The sequence below is a fragment of the Amycolatopsis pittospori genome (assembly GCF_013870525.1).
Taxonomy (GTDB): domain Bacteria; phylum Actinomycetota; class Actinomycetes; order Mycobacteriales; family Pseudonocardiaceae; genus Amycolatopsis; species Amycolatopsis pittospori.
The window spans coordinates 34,728-52,105 of the sequence record NZ_JACBXD010000056.1 but is presented as its reverse complement, the minus strand read 5'-3'; the positions used below and the strand labels follow the sequence as shown (position 1 = coordinate 52,105).

Annotated in this window: 14 protein-coding genes; 5 read left to right on the top strand and 9 right to left on the bottom strand. The window is 68.9% G+C overall.

Features of this window, described 5'->3' with window-relative positions:
- Positions 1–197: 197 nt before the first annotated feature.
- The 5 genes from H5J31_RS27180 to H5J31_RS27160 all read right to left on the bottom strand — a co-directional run bounded on the left by H5J31_RS27180 (position 198) and on the right by H5J31_RS27160 (position 5,121).
- Positions 198–1,130, bottom strand: a complete 933-nt coding sequence (locus H5J31_RS27180) for an acyl-ACP desaturase (protein ID WP_181775492.1) — start codon at positions 1,128–1,130, stop codon at positions 198–200.
- A gap of 191 nt (positions 1,131–1,321) precedes the next feature.
- Entirely contained in the window at positions 1,322–2,338 is a 1,017-nt protein-coding gene (locus H5J31_RS27175) for an iron-siderophore ABC transporter substrate-binding protein (RefSeq protein WP_181775491.1), read from the bottom strand.
- A gap of 27 nt (positions 2,339–2,365) precedes the next feature.
- Positions 2,366–3,274 (bottom strand): ABC transporter permease, encoded by a 909-nt coding sequence (locus tag H5J31_RS27170; RefSeq protein ID WP_181775490.1) that lies wholly within the window; start codon positions 3,272–3,274, stop codon positions 2,366–2,368.
- Positions 3,261–4,043: an ABC transporter ATP-binding protein gene (locus H5J31_RS27165; protein ID WP_181775489.1), complete on the bottom strand. Its 783-nt coding sequence runs from the start codon at positions 4,041–4,043 to the stop codon at positions 3,261–3,263. The genes H5J31_RS27170 and H5J31_RS27165 overlap by 14 nt, the downstream gene beginning before the upstream one ends.
- Before the next feature lie 16 nt (positions 4,044–4,059).
- A complete protein-coding gene (locus tag H5J31_RS27160; RefSeq protein ID WP_181775488.1) occupies positions 4,060–5,121 on the bottom strand; it encodes an ABC transporter substrate-binding protein in 1,062 nt (353 codons plus the stop codon).
- A gap of 303 nt (positions 5,122–5,424) precedes the next feature.
- On the opposite strand from H5J31_RS27160, the gene H5J31_RS27155 reads away from it, so the two are divergent.
- Entirely contained in the window at positions 5,425–6,969 is a 1,545-nt protein-coding gene (locus H5J31_RS27155) for a sensor histidine kinase (RefSeq protein WP_181775487.1), read from the top strand.
- On the opposite strand, the gene H5J31_RS27150 is transcribed toward H5J31_RS27155, so the two are convergent.
- Positions 6,966–7,685, bottom strand: coding sequence for a TetR/AcrR family transcriptional regulator (locus H5J31_RS27150; RefSeq protein WP_181775486.1), 720 nt, complete (start codon positions 7,683–7,685; stop codon positions 6,966–6,968). The genes H5J31_RS27155 and H5J31_RS27150 overlap by 4 nt on opposite strands.
- Positions 7,686–7,825: 140 nt before the next feature.
- On the opposite strand from H5J31_RS27150, the gene H5J31_RS27145 reads away from it, so the two are divergent.
- Positions 7,826–8,386: a dihydrofolate reductase family protein gene (locus tag H5J31_RS27145; RefSeq protein WP_181775485.1), complete on the top strand. Its 561-nt coding sequence runs from the start codon at positions 7,826–7,828 to the stop codon at positions 8,384–8,386.
- Between the two features lie 19 nt (positions 8,387–8,405).
- On the opposite strand, the gene folP is transcribed toward H5J31_RS27145, so the two are convergent.
- Complete coding sequence (gene folP, locus H5J31_RS27140) at positions 8,406–9,272, bottom strand: dihydropteroate synthase (RefSeq protein WP_181775484.1); 867 nt, start codon at positions 9,270–9,272, stop codon at positions 8,406–8,408.
- 268 nt (positions 9,273–9,540) lie between these two features.
- On the opposite strand from folP, the gene H5J31_RS27135 reads away from it, so the two are divergent.
- Positions 9,541–10,701, top strand: a complete 1,161-nt coding sequence (locus H5J31_RS27135; protein ID WP_181775483.1) for a glycoside hydrolase family 88/105 protein — start codon at positions 9,541–9,543, stop codon at positions 10,699–10,701.
- Between the two features lie 143 nt (positions 10,702–10,844).
- Positions 10,845–11,849: a winged helix-turn-helix domain-containing protein gene (locus H5J31_RS27130; protein WP_181775482.1), complete on the top strand. Its 1,005-nt coding sequence runs from the start codon at positions 10,845–10,847 to the stop codon at positions 11,847–11,849.
- A 133-nt stretch (positions 11,850–11,982) separates the two neighbouring features.
- Here the strand turns inward: H5J31_RS27130 and H5J31_RS27125 are convergent, their stop codons facing one another.
- Both H5J31_RS27125 and H5J31_RS27120 read right to left on the bottom strand, forming a co-directional pair.
- On the bottom strand, positions 11,983–13,551 hold the full coding sequence (locus tag H5J31_RS27125) for an alkaline phosphatase D family protein (protein ID WP_181775481.1): 1,569 nt from the start codon (positions 13,549–13,551) through the stop codon (positions 11,983–11,985).
- 44 nt (positions 13,552–13,595) lie between these two features.
- Positions 13,596–14,252, bottom strand: a complete 657-nt coding sequence (locus tag H5J31_RS27120) for an SH3 domain-containing protein (RefSeq protein ID WP_181775480.1) — start codon at positions 14,250–14,252, stop codon at positions 13,596–13,598.
- Between the two features lie 144 nt (positions 14,253–14,396).
- Here H5J31_RS27120 and H5J31_RS27115 point away from each other — a divergent pair, with 144 nt between their 5' ends.
- A complete protein-coding gene (locus H5J31_RS27115; protein WP_328701626.1) occupies positions 14,397–17,348 on the top strand; it encodes an AfsR/SARP family transcriptional regulator in 2,952 nt (983 codons plus the stop codon).
- Positions 17,349–17,378: the final 30 nt, after the last annotated feature.

Here is a 17,378-nt window from a genome sequence, read left to right as displayed (position 1 = left end):
CCTCCGGTGGGGCTCCGGCCCGCCGCGGCGGTGCCGCCGCTTTCTCGTCGGGAACCCGCGCGGGCGCTCGCCGCTCCCGCTGATCCGGCCCGATCACGCGTGACCCGATGGACGCCACGCGTGATCAGCCGGACGTCAGCGCGACGTCCGTCTGATCACGGGTGACGTCCGGCTGATCACGGGTGACGTCCGGCTGATCACGCGCGGCGGGCGGCGGAGCGGGCTTCGGCGGCCGCCCGGCGCTCTTCGAATCGTGACGCCTGGGTGTCGAGTCCCTTGAGGAACTGGTCGAGCTCGTGGCGGGCCTTCTCGCCGACCTCGCCGAGTCCTTCGAGCTCGAAGACCTTCCACTGCCGCAGCAGCGGCCAGATCACCTCGTCGTGATGGATCCGCAGGTCGTAGATGCCGGCCTTGGCGATCAGCGCGGCCTTCCGCACGAAGCTCGGGATCACCGCACCCGGCATCTGGAACTGGACGACCTCGTCGGTGATCGCGCGCATCATCGCGTCGGGTGAAAGCTCCAGCGACGCCTGCACCAGATTCCGGTAGAAGACCATGTGCAGGTTCTCGTCCATCGCGACCCGCGCGAGCAGCTTCTCGCACAGCGGATCCTGCGTGTACTTACCGGTGTTGCGGTGCGAAAGCCGCGTCGCCAGCTCCTGGAACGACACGTACGCGAAGACGTTCAAGAGCGGCTTGTCGCCGCTGTCGTACCCGGCCTGCATCGTCTGCATCCGTGCCCGCTCCAGCTCGACCGGGTCCACCGCGCGCGTCACCAGCAGGTAGTCGCGGATGCAGATGCCGTGCCGCCCCTCCTCCGCCGTCCAGCGGTGCACCCACGTGCCCCACGCGCCGTCGCGCCCGAAGGCCCGCTCGATCTCGCGGTGGTAGCTCGGCAGGTTGTCCTCGGTGAGGAGGTTGACCTCCAGCGAGGTGCGCGCGATCGGCGAAACCCGCGACTGCTCCGGATCCCACGGCTCGCCACCGAGTTCGGCGAAGTTCTTGCCCTCGCTCCACGGCACGTACTCGTGCGGCATCCATTCCTTGGCGATCGAGAGATGCCGGTTGAGGTTCTCCTCGACCGTCCCCTCGAGTTCGAGCATCAGCCGGGTGGTTTCGGGGACCGTCATGCGTTTCGTCCTTCCGGGATAACGGAAACGCCTACCTACGACACCGTAACTTACGGTGCCGTAGGTAGGCCACCTCCACGGCTGACGGACCGATGACCGGCCGGTGGCGGAAGGGTGACCGGCAAGCAGGTCGTGAGTGGCGATTCGGGTTCTAACCCGAATCGCCACTCACGACCACCCCGGCACGAGGCCTACTTGCCCGGCATCGCGGCGAGCTTCGGCACCATCTGCTCCAGCGCATACGGGATGCTCAGCACGGTGTTGAACGAGATCGCGGCGCCCACCGGCGGGTTCTCGTAGGTGATGAACAGATCCCGCTTCTCCTGATTGACCTTCAGCTTCCGATACACCGGATCCGCTCGCACCCGCGCCTCCGCGCCGACGTCGGAGTTCAGCCACACCAGGCGATCGGCTTCGAAGAGGTCGAAGCGCTCCGACGAGACTTCGACGACGTTGTCGGCCGGCTTGCTCTCCTTCACGACCGGGCCGGACGGCTGGTACCCCAGCTCCGTCATGAAGATCATCTTCGGGTCGGTCGTGGTGAACGCCGAGAACTTGCCCGCTTCGAAGGTGTCGGCGACGACCATCGACAGCTTCGCGAACTCGGGGTGCTCCGCTCGCGCCTTGGCGAATCGCGCGTCGATGTCCGAGATCAGGTCTTCGGTCTTCTGCGAGAGTCCCAGTGCCTTGCCGATCTGCCGGGTCATCCGCTGCCACGGCGCCGCGTAGTCCTCGTAGTCCCCCGGCTGCGCGACGACCGGCGCGAGCCGCACGAGCTTGTCGTACTGCTCCTTCTTCATCCCGCTGTACTGGGCGAGGATCAAATCCGGTTTCAGCGCGGCGATCTTCTCGAAGTTGTACTCGTCGCGTTCGCCGACGATCTCCGGCGCCTTGTCACCCCAGCGGGCCTGCGTCCACGGCCACTTCCCGTACGGACGCTCCCTGAACCAGTCGACGACGCCGACCGGCCGGATCCCCAGTGCCAGCACGGAATCGTGGTCGGACAGGCCGAGCGTGACGATTCGCGACGGCTGCTTCTCGACCGTCGTCGTCCCGTACTTGTGCAGGACACTGACCGGGAAGGTGCCCTGGGACTCCGGCGGGACTTCCGCCCCGTCCGCGGATTCCGCGGACCCGCATCCGGCCACCAGCAAGGACATCATCAGCGCGGTCAGGATCGCCTTGACCCGCACACCGAAATCGGACATGCGGGTAAGGCTAGCCTGGCCAAAGTCCTAAAGGGACGCGGTGAGACCTCGGGCACGCAGGACCGACCGCTCCAGCGGACGGAACACCAGCAACTCGATGCCGACGCCGACCAGCAGGATCAGGAAGATCGCCGAGATCACGCCTTCCATGCTGTTGAACGACGAGCCCTCGTTCAGATACGCGCCGAGTCCCTTGCCGAGCGCCGGGGACAGCGCGATCAGTTCCGCCGCCATCAGCGAACGCCACGAGAACGCCCAGCCCTGCTTGAGTCCGGCGAGGAAACCGGGCAACGCGGCGGGCAACAGGATGTGCCGGGCCGAGGACAACCTGCCGGCCCCCATCACCTGGCCGACGCGCGGCAGGATCGGCGGGATCTGGTCGATACCCGAGACCAGGCCGTTCGCGATCGACGGCACCGAACCCAGCAGCACGACGAAGTAGATCGAGGCGTCGTTCAGCCCGAACCACAGGATCGCCGCCGGCACCCAGGCCACCGACGGGAGACTCTGCAACCCGGTCAGGAACGGCCCGACGGCCGCGCGGACCAGCCGCACCTTCGCCACCAGCAGGCCGAGCGGGGTCCCGATGATCACCCCGATCAGGAAGCCGAGCGCGGCGCGGTGCACCGACGTCCAGACGAATTCGAAGATGTCGCCGTCGGTCGTGATGCCGACGAGTTCGTCCCAGACCGCGATCGGCGCGGGCAGCATCGATTCGGACCAGAACGCGGCGGCCCACAATCCCTGCCACAGCGCGACCAGCAGGGCCAGGAAGACCAGCGGCGGCACGAAGGAGCGCACGAACCGCTTCCCGCGGCTCTCCCGGCGTTCCCCGGTGGGGGTGTCGAGTGAGTCGAGCCCCGCTCCGACGGCCTCATCCGCTTCCGAAGACTCTACAGCCGCGGCAGACGTGTCAGGGCGGTCAAGCCGCGGCATGGGTACTGATCACCTCCCGGAGGTGACCGGTGATCTCCAGGGTCAGCTCTTCGGCGTCGGACGCCTGGACGTCGCGCCATTCCCGCACGACACGGCCCGGCCGCGACGAGAGCAGCACGACGCGCTGACCGAGCCGGACGGCCTCGCGGACGTCGTGGGTCACGAACAGCACCGAGGTCCCGGTGCTGCGGTAGACGCGCAGCAGTTCGCCCTGGAGGACGTCGCGGGTGATGGCGTCGAGCGCGGCGAACGGCTCGTCCATCAGCAGCAGCGCCTGCTCCTGGTCGCCGCCGACGCGCAGGGTCGCGGCCAGCGCCCTGGCCAGCGCGACCCGCTGCCGCATACCGCCGGAAAGCTCGTGCGGCCGCTTGTCGCCCGCGCCGCCGAGGCGGACCAGTTCGAGCAGTTCGGCGGCCTTCTCGCGACGCTCGGTCCGGCCGAAACCGGCCAGGCGCAGCGGGAGTTCCACGTTGCGGGCCGCGGTCAGCCACGGCATCAGGGCGGCCTCCTGGAACATCACCGCGGGGCGGGACGTCTCCAGCGTGATCGAGCCGGACGTCGGCCGGTCGAGGCCGGCGACCAGGTTCAGCAGGGTGCTCTTGCCGCAGCCGGACGCGCCGAGCAGGCAGACGAACTCGCCGGGGGCGACCGTCAGGTCCATCCCGTCGAGGGCCACGACGGCGCGGCCGGTCGGGCCGAACGCCTTCCGGACCCCGTCGAGGCGCACGGCGACACCGGTGGACAGGCCGGGCTCCAAGGTGGTCGTCATCGCTGATCCCCTCCGGTCACTTCGTCAGCCCGGGCGCGTTCACGCCGGGCTTGCCCTGCTCGGAGAGCACGGCGTTGAGCGGGCCGAAATCGGCGAACCCCTTCAGGTCCACCGCGGACTTCACCACGCCCGCGGTCACCGAGTCCTGCGCGAGCTGGGTGAAGGTCGACGCGACCGGGTCGATGCCGAGTTCGATGCCCGAGAACGCCCGGTCGAGGACCGCCTCGCTCAGTGTGCTGCCCGCGAGCGCCTTGAGTTCTCCGTTGACCACAGTCTTCGCCTCGGCGGGGTTGGTCTTCGCCCAGTCGATGGCGGCGAGTTCCCCCTTGAGGATGGCGGTGACGGTTTCCGGGTGCTGCTGCAGGAACTCGCTGCGCACGATCACGACCGTGGTCGGGAACTTGCCTTCCGGCCACAGGGTCTTCTCGTCCAGCAAGACCTTCGCCCCGGCGTCGAGCACCAGCCGCGACGACCACGGCTCCGGCAGCCAGCCACCGTCGAGTTCGCCCTTCTTGAAGGCGTCGAAGGTCTTCGGGTTGTCGAGGTTGGTGATCTTGACGTCGGCGAGCTTCTTCTCGGCGATGTACTTCTTGAGCGCGACGTCCTGGGTGTTCGCCAGCGACGGAGTCGCGATGTTCTTGCCCGAAAGCTGCTCGGGCGTGGCGATCTCGGGCTTCACCACCAGCTGCGCACCGCCGGTGACCGCACCGGAGACCAGCTGGATGGCGCCCTTGGACTTGGTGAAGGCGTTGATCGCCGGGCCGGAGCCGATGAAGGCGATGTCGAGCGAATTGCCGAGCAGCGCGTTGACCTCTTCGGGCCCGGCGTTGAACGTCTGGGTGGTGAGCTTCGTCGAGCCCAGCTCCTTGGCGAAGAACTCCTTCTTCACCCCGATCAGCGCGGGGGCGTGCGTCACGTTCGGGAAGTACCCGACGCGCACCTCGGCCGCCGCGCCCTGACTCTTCTGCTCCGCCGGGGCCGCGCCGCTGTCCGCACGTGAACACCCCGCGATCCCGCCGGCCAGGGTCAGGGCGGCGAGTGCCGCGGCCAGGATTCGCGTTCTGTGGTGGGTGCTCACGGCAGGGTCGCCTTTCGGGGGATACAGCTCGGCCTCGGGTGGTGGCCGCGAGAGTCGCATGTTCACCCACGTGCCTGCATCGCCATCCGCATGACGGGAAAGATCCTGAGAAACCTTGACACCAGGCGGAACAGTTGTTCCACATGCCAGGACGCGTGTCCCAGACCCACTACCCCCGATCGGGCGTCCTCCCGGTGTAACGGTCCGGGCCGAACGGGCGAATCACGGTTGACCGCGACCGGACATCCGGCAGGGCACGTGAAGAACCACCAGGGGGAGACGGCAGGTGGGGTCGAGGTGGCGATGAAGCACCCTCGGACCGTCGCGATGGCGGGCGTCTTGACCGCCGGGATCGGCTTGGGCGTCCTGGCGATGACGCTCAAGATCGCCGACGGCACGCACACCGTGCTCGACACCACCTTGTCCACCGCGACCGGGTTCCTCTTCCTGCTCGCCGGCGCCGTCGCGCAGGTGCGCCGCGCCTCGAATCCCATCGGCCTGCTCATCGCGGTGGCCGGGCTCGCGTTGTTCGCCGAAGACCTGCAGTTCGCCGGAGACCCGCTCGCGCACACCATCGGACTCGCGCTGCCCGCCGCGTCCAGTCCGGTGATCGCGCATCTCGTGCTGGCCTTCCCGCACGGGAAGCTCCGGTCACGCTGGGAACGCGTCCTCGTCTTCTCCGCCTATGCCGTGGTCTTCGGCTCGGCCGTTCTCGGGCTGCTGGTCAACGACGACCCGCGCAATCTCGCCGCCGTCGCGGCCTCTCCGGAGGCCGAACAACTGGTCAAACGGCTGCTGGAACTGATCGGCGCGGTGATCGGCGCCGGTGTCGTGGTGGTACTGCTCTATCGCTGGCTCGCCGGACGGCTTCCGCAACGGCGGCTGCTCTCCCCCGTCGTCGCCATCGCCGTGGTGGGCGCGGTCTGCACGACGGTCGGCAGCGCGCTCGGCTCCGGGCACCCGTACTCCGAACCGCTGCTGGACGTCTACCGGATCTCGTTCTGCCTGTGGCCGCTGGCGTTCCTGATCGGGGTTCTGCGGGCGCGGGTCGGCAACGCGGAGATGATCCGGCTCCTGCTGGAACGCGACGGCTCCGGGCTGGCGGCGCTCGTGCAGGACGACGAGGTGTGGAAGGACAGCCGGTCGATCGACGCGCTCAACGCGGCCGCCGGACTGGTGCTGGACAACCAGCGTCTCGCCGCTGAGCTGGAAGAACGCCTCACCGAGGTGCAGGCCTCCCGCGCGCGGATCGTGGCCGCGGCCGACGACGAGCGGCGTCGCGTCGAACGGGATCTGCACGACGGTGCGCAGCAACGGCTGGTGAGCGTCGTGCTGCTGCTGAGGATGGCCGAGCGGCGCCTCGGCGACGAACTGACCCCGGCCGTCGCGGCCCTGCTGACCAGCACCATCGACGAGCTCCAGGCCACCGTCACCGAGCTGCGCGAGCTCGCGCGGGGACTGCGGCCCGCCATCCTCACCGAGGCCGGGCTGATCCCCGCGGTCCGGTCGCTGCTCGACCGGATCCCGCTCGCGGTCGACCTCGCGGGCGCGGACGTGCCCAGGCTCAGCGGTGCCGTCGAGGCGACGGCGTACTTCGTGGTCACCGAAGCGATCACCAACGCGCTGAAGCACGCGCAGGCGCGCGAAGTCCGCGTGAGCATCGGAGTCGAGAAGGATGGTCTTCGCGTGGACGTCCACGACGACGGGACCGGCACGGCCGACATCGACGGCGGCTCCGGGCTGCACGGACTGCGCGACCGCGTCCGCGCGCTGGGCGGGGAATTGACCGTCTTCAGCGAACCCGGCTCCGGCACCACGGTTTCCGCCGTCATCCCGCTGAACGGCTAATCGCGCCGGGCGATGAGCGCGGCCAGCCCGTCGAGGATCCGCTGCAGCCCGAACTCGTACCCGCTGTCGGCGGGCGCGCCGTCGACCGACTCCGCCGCCTCCAGCAGCGCCGGGAACATCTCCGGGTTCGCGGCGACGTGCCCGCGCAGCCCGCGATCGCCTTCCCACGGCTGGGTTCCGGCGTTGTTCGTCGAATGGGTGTTACGCAGATGCCCGCTGAGCAGGAAGACCGCGTCCATCCGCTCGGCGCCGGTGAGCCCGGTGCCCGCCAGCGCGGCGACCGCGGATTCGGTCCAGCCGATCTCCCGTGGTCCGGTCGCCCGGACGCCGACGGTGGCGTCCGGCAGCCACGGATGCCTGCGCCAGGTCATCCGCATCTGATGCGTCCACTCCTCGATCCGGGAGCGCCAGTCGCCCGGCAGCGCCAGCAGATCCGGCGCGGGGCCGATGGCCAGCTCGGTCATCACCGCGAGCAGTTCGGCCTTGTTCTTGACGTGCCGGTACAGCGCCATCTTCGTGACGTCGAGCCGGCCGGCCACCAGCTGCATGGAGACGCCCGCGATGCCGTCCGCGTCGGCGATCTCGGTCGCGGCCTCGGCGATCCTCTCGATCGTCAAGGCCGGGCGGGCGCGTTTGGGCTCCCGCTGCGAAAGACCCCAGAGCAGGTCGATGCTGCCGGCACCCGGTTCCGGGCCGGCGCCTGTCGAGGTCGCCATCACGCACTCCAATTCCGAAAATTCGGGCTTGTCATCCGGTCTCGGATGTGTCTAACGTACACCATGTGTCCGGCGGACACATAGCTCTCCTGGGGACACTTCAGCGTCCGCGGGTAACTCCTTTGGGGAAGGAAGCGCTCATGCGCAAGTTCAAGCTGCAGGTACAGACCACCATCGACGGCTACATGGGCGGTCCGGAAGGCGAGATGGACTGGATGACCCTGCCGTGGACCGAGGACGTCAACGCCTACGTCGGCCCGCTCTGGGACCCCGTCGACACCATCGTGCTCGGCCGCAACCTCGCCGAGGGCTTCATCCCGGCCTGGCAGTCCGGCATGGAGGGCGAGACGCAGGAAACGATCGACAAGATGAACAACACGCCCAAGGTGGTGATCTCGAACAGCCTCAAGGAGTCGCCGTGGGAGAACGCCACCGTCGCCGGCGGCGACCTGGCGGAGATCGTGGGCAAACTCAAGGACCAGCCGGGCGGCGACATCATCACCTCGGGTGGCGCGAGACTGGCCGCTGACCTGATCGCACTGGGCCTGCTCGACGAGATCCACCTGTTCGTCAACCCGACCGCGATCGGCGCCGGCCTGCCGGTGTTCCCGGCGCTCGGCTCCAATCAGGCACTGCGGCTGGTGAAGTCGAAGACCTTCGAATGCGGGATCACCGCGCTTCACCTCGAACCCCAAGACTGACAGCTGTCACCAGGGGGTGTCAGGCCAGCCCGCGGATCGCACGCGCGGGCGGCCGCACCCCCTGGATCGACGCGACCATCTCCAGCACCTGCCGGGTCCGCTTCACTTCGTGCACCCGGAACACCTTCGCCCCTTCGGCCACCGCCCAGGCCGTGGCCGCGAGGGTCCCGTCGACCCGCTCCGCGAGTTCCACGCCGAGCGTCTCGCCGACGAAGTCCTTATTGGACAGTGCCATCAGGACCGGCCAGCCGGTGTCCGCCAGCTCCCGCGCGTGCCGCAGCAGCGCCAGGCTGTGCCAGGTGTTCTTGCCGAAGTCGTGGGTCGGGTCGATCAGGACGCCCTCGCGGGGGACGCCGAGCGCGACCACCGCTTCCGCGTGCGCCGTCGTCTCCGCGACGACGTCCGCGACGACATCCGGATAGTGCACCCGGAACGGCCGGGTGCGCGGGACGGCGTTGCCGGTGTGCGAACAGACGTAGCCGGTGCCGAACTCCGCCGCGACCTCCGCGAGCCGTGGATCCGCCCCCGCCCAGGTGTCGTTGATGAGATCCGCGCCCGCTTCGGCCGACCGCCTGCCGACCTCGTGCCGCCAGGTGTCGACACTGATCACCAGGTCCGGGTGCAGTTCGCGGATCCGCTCGACGAACGGCACCACCCGTCGGATCTCTTCCTCGACGTCGACCTCCGCACCGGGCCCGGCCTTCACCCCGCCGATGTCGACGATGTCGGCCCCCTCCTCCACGGCCCGCGCGACGGCCGCGAGCGCGTCCGGATCGGAAAAGGTCGCACCCTTGTCGTAGAAGGAATCCGGGGTGCGGTTGACGATCGCCATGACCAGGGCGCGGTCCCGGGCGACACGTCGCCCGCGGAAGGTCAGCTCGTTCACGGGTCGATCGTACGGAGCCGGATGATCCCGGGGGAAGTGCCGCCCATCGGGACCGTCCCGGGCAGCGGGAGCACCCATTCGAGTGGCATATCTGATATATGAAGGAAGAGATCGGATCTCTCTTGACTCGCTCTCGAAGTGGCGAGTAGACGTTGTCCCGCAAGGAAGTTCCGTCAGGCGACCCGGTCGCCCCGGAGCCGGCCGGGATGCCGACGGACGGCGGATCGGCATCCCGGTCACTACGCTCCGGACGCAGGAAGGGCCACGAATGTCCTCAGATCCTCTTCGCGTGGCACGCCTTTCCCGGCGGACGGTGCTGGCGGGCGGCGCGGGTGCCCTCGGCGCGCTGGTCCTGCCCGGGACCGCCGCGGCCGCTCCGGTGGACTGGTCCCGCGCGGTCGTCGACTCGACGATGAAGCGCTACACGCCCGCCACCCTCGGCGGCTGGGGCTACACCCGCGGTCTCTACCTCTACGGCCAGTACCTCGTGTACCGCCGCACCGGCGAGAAGCGCTACCTCGACCACATCCTCGCCTGGTACGACCGGTTCGTCACCGAAAGCGGGATCTCCAACGGCTTCACCAATCTGGACGCGATGCGTTCCGGGCAGATGTTCCCCTTGCTGTACGACGAAACCGGGCAGGCGAAGTACAAGACCGCGGCCGAACAGCTGCGCCGCCGGTTCCCGTCCTATCCCCGGACGTCCGACGGCGGGATGTTCCACGCCACGAGCAAGACCGGGCAACTGTGGGCGGACGGCGTCTACATGGCGCAGCCGTTCCTCGCCTTGTACGGCAAGACCTTCGGCGATTCCGGCTATTGCTACGAAGAGTCCGCGAAGAACATCGTCGTCTACTTCGACCGGTTGAAGGAACCCGCGAAGGGCCTGCTCTACCACGCCTACGACGAGGACGGTTCGGAACCGTGGGCCTCGGGGGGCGGACGGCATTCGAAGTTCCACTGGGCCCGCGCGATCGGCTGGCTCGGGATGGCGGCGATCGACCTCCTCGAGATCCTCCCCGAAGGCCACCCCAGGCGCCGTCGTCTCGTCGAGATCGTCCGGTTCCTGGCGGCCGGCTACACGCGCTGGCAGGACCCGGCTTCGGGCCGCTGGTTCCAGATCGTCGACCGCGGCGGCGACCCGGACAACTGGCTGGAGACCTCGGCCTCGGCGATGTACACCTTCCTGCTCTCGCGAGCGGTGGAACGCGGGTACGTCGGTTCGGAGTACGGACCGGTGGCCGCGAAGGGCCATACCGGTGTGCTCTCCCAGGTTTCGACCGGTCCCGACGGACTGACGAACATCGCGAACATCTCCGAAGGCACGAATGTCGGAGACACGGCGTATTACTACGCACGCCGGCGTGGCACCAACGATTTCCATGGTCTCGGTGCGTTTCTCGTCATGAATGAGCAACTCGCCTTCTGAGGTCGCCGCACCGGCCGAAGGGCGCTTTTCCCAGGTCAGAGCCGGGGAAAGCGTCCTTCGGTTCCTTATCGGGTCGTACTGGGTATTGACCGGAGGCGCTAATATCGCGTGCTGCGACGCCCAATCCCAGGAGGGACGACCGGATGCGCGAGACGCCGCCCCAGGCTTCTTATACCCGGCTCGAACTCGGCGATACCGGCACGATCCCCGTCGGGGTGGCGGTTTCCCCGCATATCTCACTCGTTTCGATGCTGGTCGAGGTCGTCGGCGGGTACGACCGCGGCCTGCCCGCCGCCTGGCGCCGCCAGGTGGCTTCGGCGATCCCCGAGCAGGGCTACCGCGCCGCGAGCGCGCTCTCCCGCCGCGGCACCTCCGTGCAGCCGGACTTCATCGTGCCGATCAGTCCCGCGCGGGACGCCTCCGCCGCGAGCCAGGCGGACGTGCTGCGCGACCTGTCGGAGGCCGACATCCTGAAGGGCCTGGACGAGGTCTTCGGTGAGCGGCTGCCCGCGCACTGGCGGCAGGCCGCCGACCATCCGAGACGGTGGGCGGCCTCCCTCGCGGACGCCTTCACCGCGACGAGGCTCGCCACCGAGAACCTGTGGACCAAGGCCCGCCCCCTGCTCGACCGTGAGATCGAGCGGATCGGCGTCGCCTCCGTCCGAGGCGGGACGGACGCCGTACTCGGCCTGCTGCGGCCGCATTTCCGGTTCCAGGGCGGCTCACTCTTGCTGCCCGACGCCGAACCGGCGCGGTACTCGACGCGGGGCCGCAAACTGATCCTCGTCCCGATGCTCGCGGGCTGCCGGTCGGTGGTCGCGAACTTCGACGAAGAGGACGCCATCTGGATCGGCTATCCCCTGCCCGGTCTGGACGGCCTGCTCGACAACGGGCGGGCCGAACCGCGCCCCGGCGTCGACGGACTCGACCTGGTTGTCGGCGCCCACCGCGCGAAACTGTTGCGGCACTTGGGAAAACCCGCGCGGATGGGCGAGATCGCGAACCTCCTTTCGTGTGCCGCGAGCACCGCGACCTACCACTGTGAACAACTCGTCTCGGCCGGCCTGATCCAGCGGCACCGCGAGGGCCAGGTCGTCCTCGTGGTCCGGACGCCTCGCGGTGACGCGCTGGTCGACCTGCTTTCCTGAGTCTCCCGCGGACCGCCCTGGATCGAGGGGCGGCCGTCGTGCAGGAGGCGATGTTGCGAAAGCCACTTTCGCAACGTTGAAGGTTGCGAAAGTGGCTTTCGCAACAAGGGCTCCCGAAGGACTTGAAGGTCCCCTAGACCTTCTGCAAGCCCGGCTTCCCCGCTTCGACGACGTAGCTGCGGTCCGCGGCCAAGGTCACCTTCGAGAAGTCGTACTCGGTGGTGTCCGAAACCGTCATGAAGTCCGCCCGCATCTGCGCCTGCGACGCCGTCACCCGCACGTAGCCGCGTTTTCCTCGGCAGTACTTGATATGCGGGTTGTGCGAGAGCCAGGTGGACGACGGATCGGTCGCGGTGTCGCTGTTGCTCGTCACCGACGTCGTCACCAGTTCCGATCCGAACACCGGGTCGCTGTGGTTGAAGTAGTCGCGGCGGAGATCCGCCGCCCAGTGCCGGTGGACGTCGCCGGTCAGCACGATCGGGTTCGGTACCTTGCGGTCCACGATGCCCTTCGCGATCCGGTCGCGCGAAGCCTCGTAGCCCTGCCAGGAATCGGGGCTCTCACAGGTGGCCTTGTTGCCGTCGCCGTCGCGGGTGGCGAAGAAGACCTGCTGTCCCAGGAAGTCCCACTTCGCCGGATGCGTCTCCAGCGCCTTCAGCAGCCAAGCCTCCTGTGCCGTGCCCAGGATGCTGCGCGACGTCGCCCGCATGTCGGTACACGCCGGGCCTGCCGAACCGGACGGGTCGGTGACCTGCGCGTTGCGGTACTGGCGGGTGTCGAGCAGGTGGAACCGGGCGAGGTTCCCCCAGCCGAACTGCCGGTACAGTCGGATCGTCGCGCCGCTCGGCTTGGCGGTCGCCCTGATCGGCATGTTCTCGTAGAACGCCTGGAACCCGGCGGTCTTGCGCTCCGCCGTCGCCGGAGCCGTGGTGCCGTTCCAGTTGTTCATCACCTCGTGGTCGTCGAAGACCACGATCCACGGCGCCATCGCGTGCGCGTTCTGCAGGTCGGCGTCGGTCTTGTGCTGGGCGTGCCGCGCGCGGTACTGCGCCAGCGTCTTCACCTCGTCGGTGAAGGCCAGTTTGCGCGGGTTGCGTTCGGCGGCCACGCGACCGGACTTCTTCTCGTACATGTAGTCGCCGAGGAACAGCACCAGATCCGGGTCGTCGGCGAGCATCCCCTTGTACGAGTGGTACCAGCCCTCCTCCCAGTGCTGGCACGACGAGAAGCAGTACTTCAGCCGGTCGACGGCGGCACCGGCGGCGGGGGCGGTCCGCGTCCGGCCGACCGGCGAGATGTAGCCGCCGGCCTTGAAGCGGTAGAAGTACTCGCGTCCCGGCTCCAGCCCGGCCGGTTCGATGTGCACGCTGTGCCCGGAGGCGCGGACCGCGGTGGCGGCGCCCTTCTGTGCGATCGAGGAGAACGCCTGATCGTTCGCGATCTCCCAGTCCACTGTGTACGAAGCGTCCGGCATGCCACCGAAGCCGTCGGGGTTGAGCGGGGCGGGGGCGAGCCGTGTCCAGAGCACGACGCTGTCCGGCAGCGGGTCGCCCGAGGCGACGCCGAGCTGGAACGGGTCACGGATGGCGGGCGCCGCCGCCATCGTTCTCGCGTTCGCCCACGTGGGCAGCGTCGACGACAACGCCGCGGCCGACACCGCCGCTCCACCGAGGAGTACCGCCCGCCGATTCACCTGACCCATGAGAATTCAACCTTTCGAAGTGGGGAAAGAAACGGGGAGGAATTTCACGCGGCGTAATCGGTGATGCCGCCACTACAGGCTTCGAGGGTCGGATTCGCCGACGCGTCGGCGACGCAGACCTTGTAGTAGACCCACGACCCCTTCGCGACCGGCACGGCCTTGTCGACGTGCGTGCCGTTCCCGCCGGAAGCCCAGACGTAGAACGGGCCGGCGCCGCCCTTCAGCCAGTAGGCGACCACGGCGGACTTGCCGTCGGCGTCCTTGTCGTAGACCAGGAAATGAGCATCCGATGAACGGAACTGTCCTTCGCCCGCGCAAACACCGGTGGAACATTCGGCGCTGCCGGAGCCGACGCCGCAGTCGGGCGCGATCCGCTGATCTGAGCCGGTGTAGACATATCCGTCCGAGATGTAACCCCCGAGCGCGGGAACGTAGTCCCACAACGTCGTCTTGCCCAAGGGGCCGGTGACCTCGGTCCCGATGGTCTGGCAGTCGATGGTCACCGTGGCGCCGTTGGCCACCGTGCGCACCGCCGACGAGCTGGTGCTCGGCGCGCGGCGCACGTTCAGCGGGTCACCCGCGGTCTTCACGGTCCCGGTCGCCGCGGCGAGCGCGGGGGTCGCACCGGCTAGGCCCAAGGCACCCGCCGTCGCCAGCACGAGAAAGAAACCGGCCAGACGCCGGATACTTGAACGCTTCATGGCTTCCAGCGTCATCCGGCGTCGTACACATCCCGTACAAACCGCGAGCACTGTCTGCACATGCATGCGAATGGATCTAGCCAACCATGGCCGCTCCGTAATACGATCGGCCGATATGGGGCTCCTGCCGTATTGGCGGTTTAGGTGACTATTCTCGGGTTTCGCGTTCTCGGTCCGCTCGAAGTGGCGGTGGACGGACAAGTGGTGCCGCTCGGCGGCCCCAAACCCCGCCTGCTGCTCGCTGCCCTGCTACTCCAGCCCAATGTCGTCGTCTCCACGGAACTGCTGATCGAGGTCCTCTGGCCCTCGTCGGCTCCGCGTTCGGCGGCGGCGAACATCCGCACCTACGTCCACTCGCTCCGCAAACGCCTCGCCGATCGCGACCCCGCACTGGGGGAACGGATCGGCAGCCGGGCGTCCGGGTACATCCTCAAGGCGAGCCCGGAGGAGATCGACCACGTCAGGTTCGGCGAACTCTCCGCCCGCGCGCAGGCCGCACTCGGCCGCGGGGACGCCGAAACCGCACTCGACCTGCTGGATCAAGCCGAAGGGTTGTGGCGCGGGGAGGTCCTGGAAGGACTCCCCCACGACCACGGTTGGGGCGCGACCGTCGCCCGGCTGACGGAACTGCGGCTCGCGGTCTCCGAACAACGGCTGCGGGCCAGGATCGAACTCGGCCGCACCGCCGAAGCGGTCGCCGAGCTGCGCGGCCTGGTCACCGAACATCCGCTGCGCGAGGAACTCTGGCAGCAGCTGATCGTCGCGCTGCGGGCCGACGGCCGCACGACCGACGCGATCGAGGCCTACGAGACGGCCGAGAAGGTGCTGGCCGACGAACTCGGCACGGAACCGGGACCGCGGTTGAGGGAGCTGCGGGCCTCGCTGGTCGTCACGCCGGCGGCGTCCCAGGAAACCGTGGCGGTCGCCGTTTCCCGGCCGACGGCGCCGGTCTGCCAGCTGCCGCTGGACCTACCGGACTTCACCGGCCGCGACGTCGTGGTCGCCAAACTCGTCGGACTCTTCCGCAAACGTCGTGAGCAGGGGAAACCCGCGATCGCGGTGCTTTCGGGGGCGCCCGGGGTCGGCAAGTCCTCGGTCGCCGTCCGGGTCGCGCACGCGGTGCGGGAGGACTTCCCCGACGGCCAGTTGCACGTCGATCTCGCCGGGACGTCGTCCTCGCCCCGGCCCCCGATGACCGTGCTCGCCGAGCTGCTCCGCGCGCTGGGTGTCCCGGACGCGGGCCTGCCGCGTGATCTCGCCGAACGCGCGGCGCTGCTCCGGTCCCGGCTCGCGGGGACGCGGATGTGCGTCGTCCTCGACGACGCCGGCAGTGCGGCGCAGGTCCGGCCGCTCCTGCCCGGGGCGGGTGCCTGCGCGGTGCTGATCACCAGCCGGGTGCGGCTGCCCGATCTGGCCGGGGCCACCCCGTTCGACGTCGATCTCCTGCCCGAATCCGAGGCCGCGAAGCTGCTCGAAGGCATCGTCGGCACAGAACGGGTCGCCGCCGAGCCGGAGAGCGCGACCGCGATCCTGCGTCACTGCGGCTACCTGCCGCTGGCGCTCCGCGTCGCCGGGGCGAAGCTCACCCACCGTCCTGGCTGGACACTGCGCGTGCTGGCGGACCGCTTGAGAGACGAAAGACGGAGATTGGACGAACTCCGCGTCGGCGATCTGGCCGTCCGGGCCAGTGTGACCCTCAGCTACGACCTCCTCCCGATGTCCGCGGCCACCGCGTTCCGCGGTCTCGGCGGTCTCGGCTCGGTCCAGTTCCCGGCCTGGGTGGTCGCGGCGCTGCTCGGCCGCCCGTACGCCGACGATGTCCTGGACGTGCTGGTGGACGCCCATCTGGTCGACCTCCTGGGCTCGGACGGCACCGGCGAGCCCCGCTACCGGCTGCACGACCTGCTTCGGTGCTACGCCGTCGAACTCCGCGCGCAGGACGTCCCGGCGAAGGCCCATGACGCCACGAAGCGGGTACTGGAGGGGTATCTCGCTCTCGCGGTCGAAGCCGCGGACAGGATGCCGATCCACTTCTTCGGGCTCTACCGGGACGACACCGCCGCCCAGCCCGCTCTCCCGCCCGGGACCGGACATCTGGTGGAGGATCCGGCCGCGTGGTTCGCCGCCGAACGGCACACCTGTGTCGCCGCCGTCTCGCTGGCGGCCGAACTCGGCTTCGACGCGCTCGCCTGGCGCCTCGCCGCCGCGCTCGCGCCGTACTTCGACCAGCGCGGGCACCAGGACGATTGGCTGCACACGCACGCCGTCGCCCTGGCCGCCGCACGCCGGTCCGGCGAGGTCCGCGGGGAGGCGATCATCCAGCGGAACCTCGGACAGATCCAGCTGTACCAGGACAGCTACGCCGAGGCGCAGGTCGCTTTCGAGCAGTCGCAGCTGCTGTTCGACAAGATCGGTGACACTCGGGGGGCGGCGATCGCGCTGGCCGGACTCGGCACCGTGCTGCGGATCAAAGGCGACGTCACCGTCGCGCTGGAGCATTGTCACGCGGCGCTGGACCAGTTCTCCGCGGCGGGGGATCCGCACGGGGAAGCCGTCGCGCGGATCGCGATCGGCGCGGTGTGGCTGGCGCGACGCCGGTTCGCCGACGCGGAGCGCTGGTTCACCGAGGCGCTCGACCAGTCCGCGGCGATCGGCGACCGGCACCGGGAGGCGCACGCGCTGAAGCGGCTCGCGATGTTGCGCCAGCACCAGGGCAACCTCGCCGGCGCGCGGGAACGTGTCGACAGGGCGATCGCGATCTTCGACGAACTCGGCGACGACCATTGCGTCGGGTACGCGAATCAGAACCTCGGCGAGCTCTATCTGCACAGCGGGGATCTGGCCCACGCGCAACTGCTGCTGGTGAACTCGCTGAGCGTGCACCGGCGCAACGGCGACCGGCGGTCCGAGGCGGAGGTGTCGCAGTTGCTCGGGGAACTGCACGAGGCACTGAGCCAGCCCGAGCGGTCACGGACGTACTCGGAACGTGCACTGGCGTTGTGGCGCGAACTTTCCGCGCGGCCACAGGAATCCGCGCTCGCTTCACGATTACAGGAATCCGCCGAAGCCTCCTACGGGAAGCCGGCTTCCGCATAAGTACGTGCTTTTGTATCGATCGTGTACAAG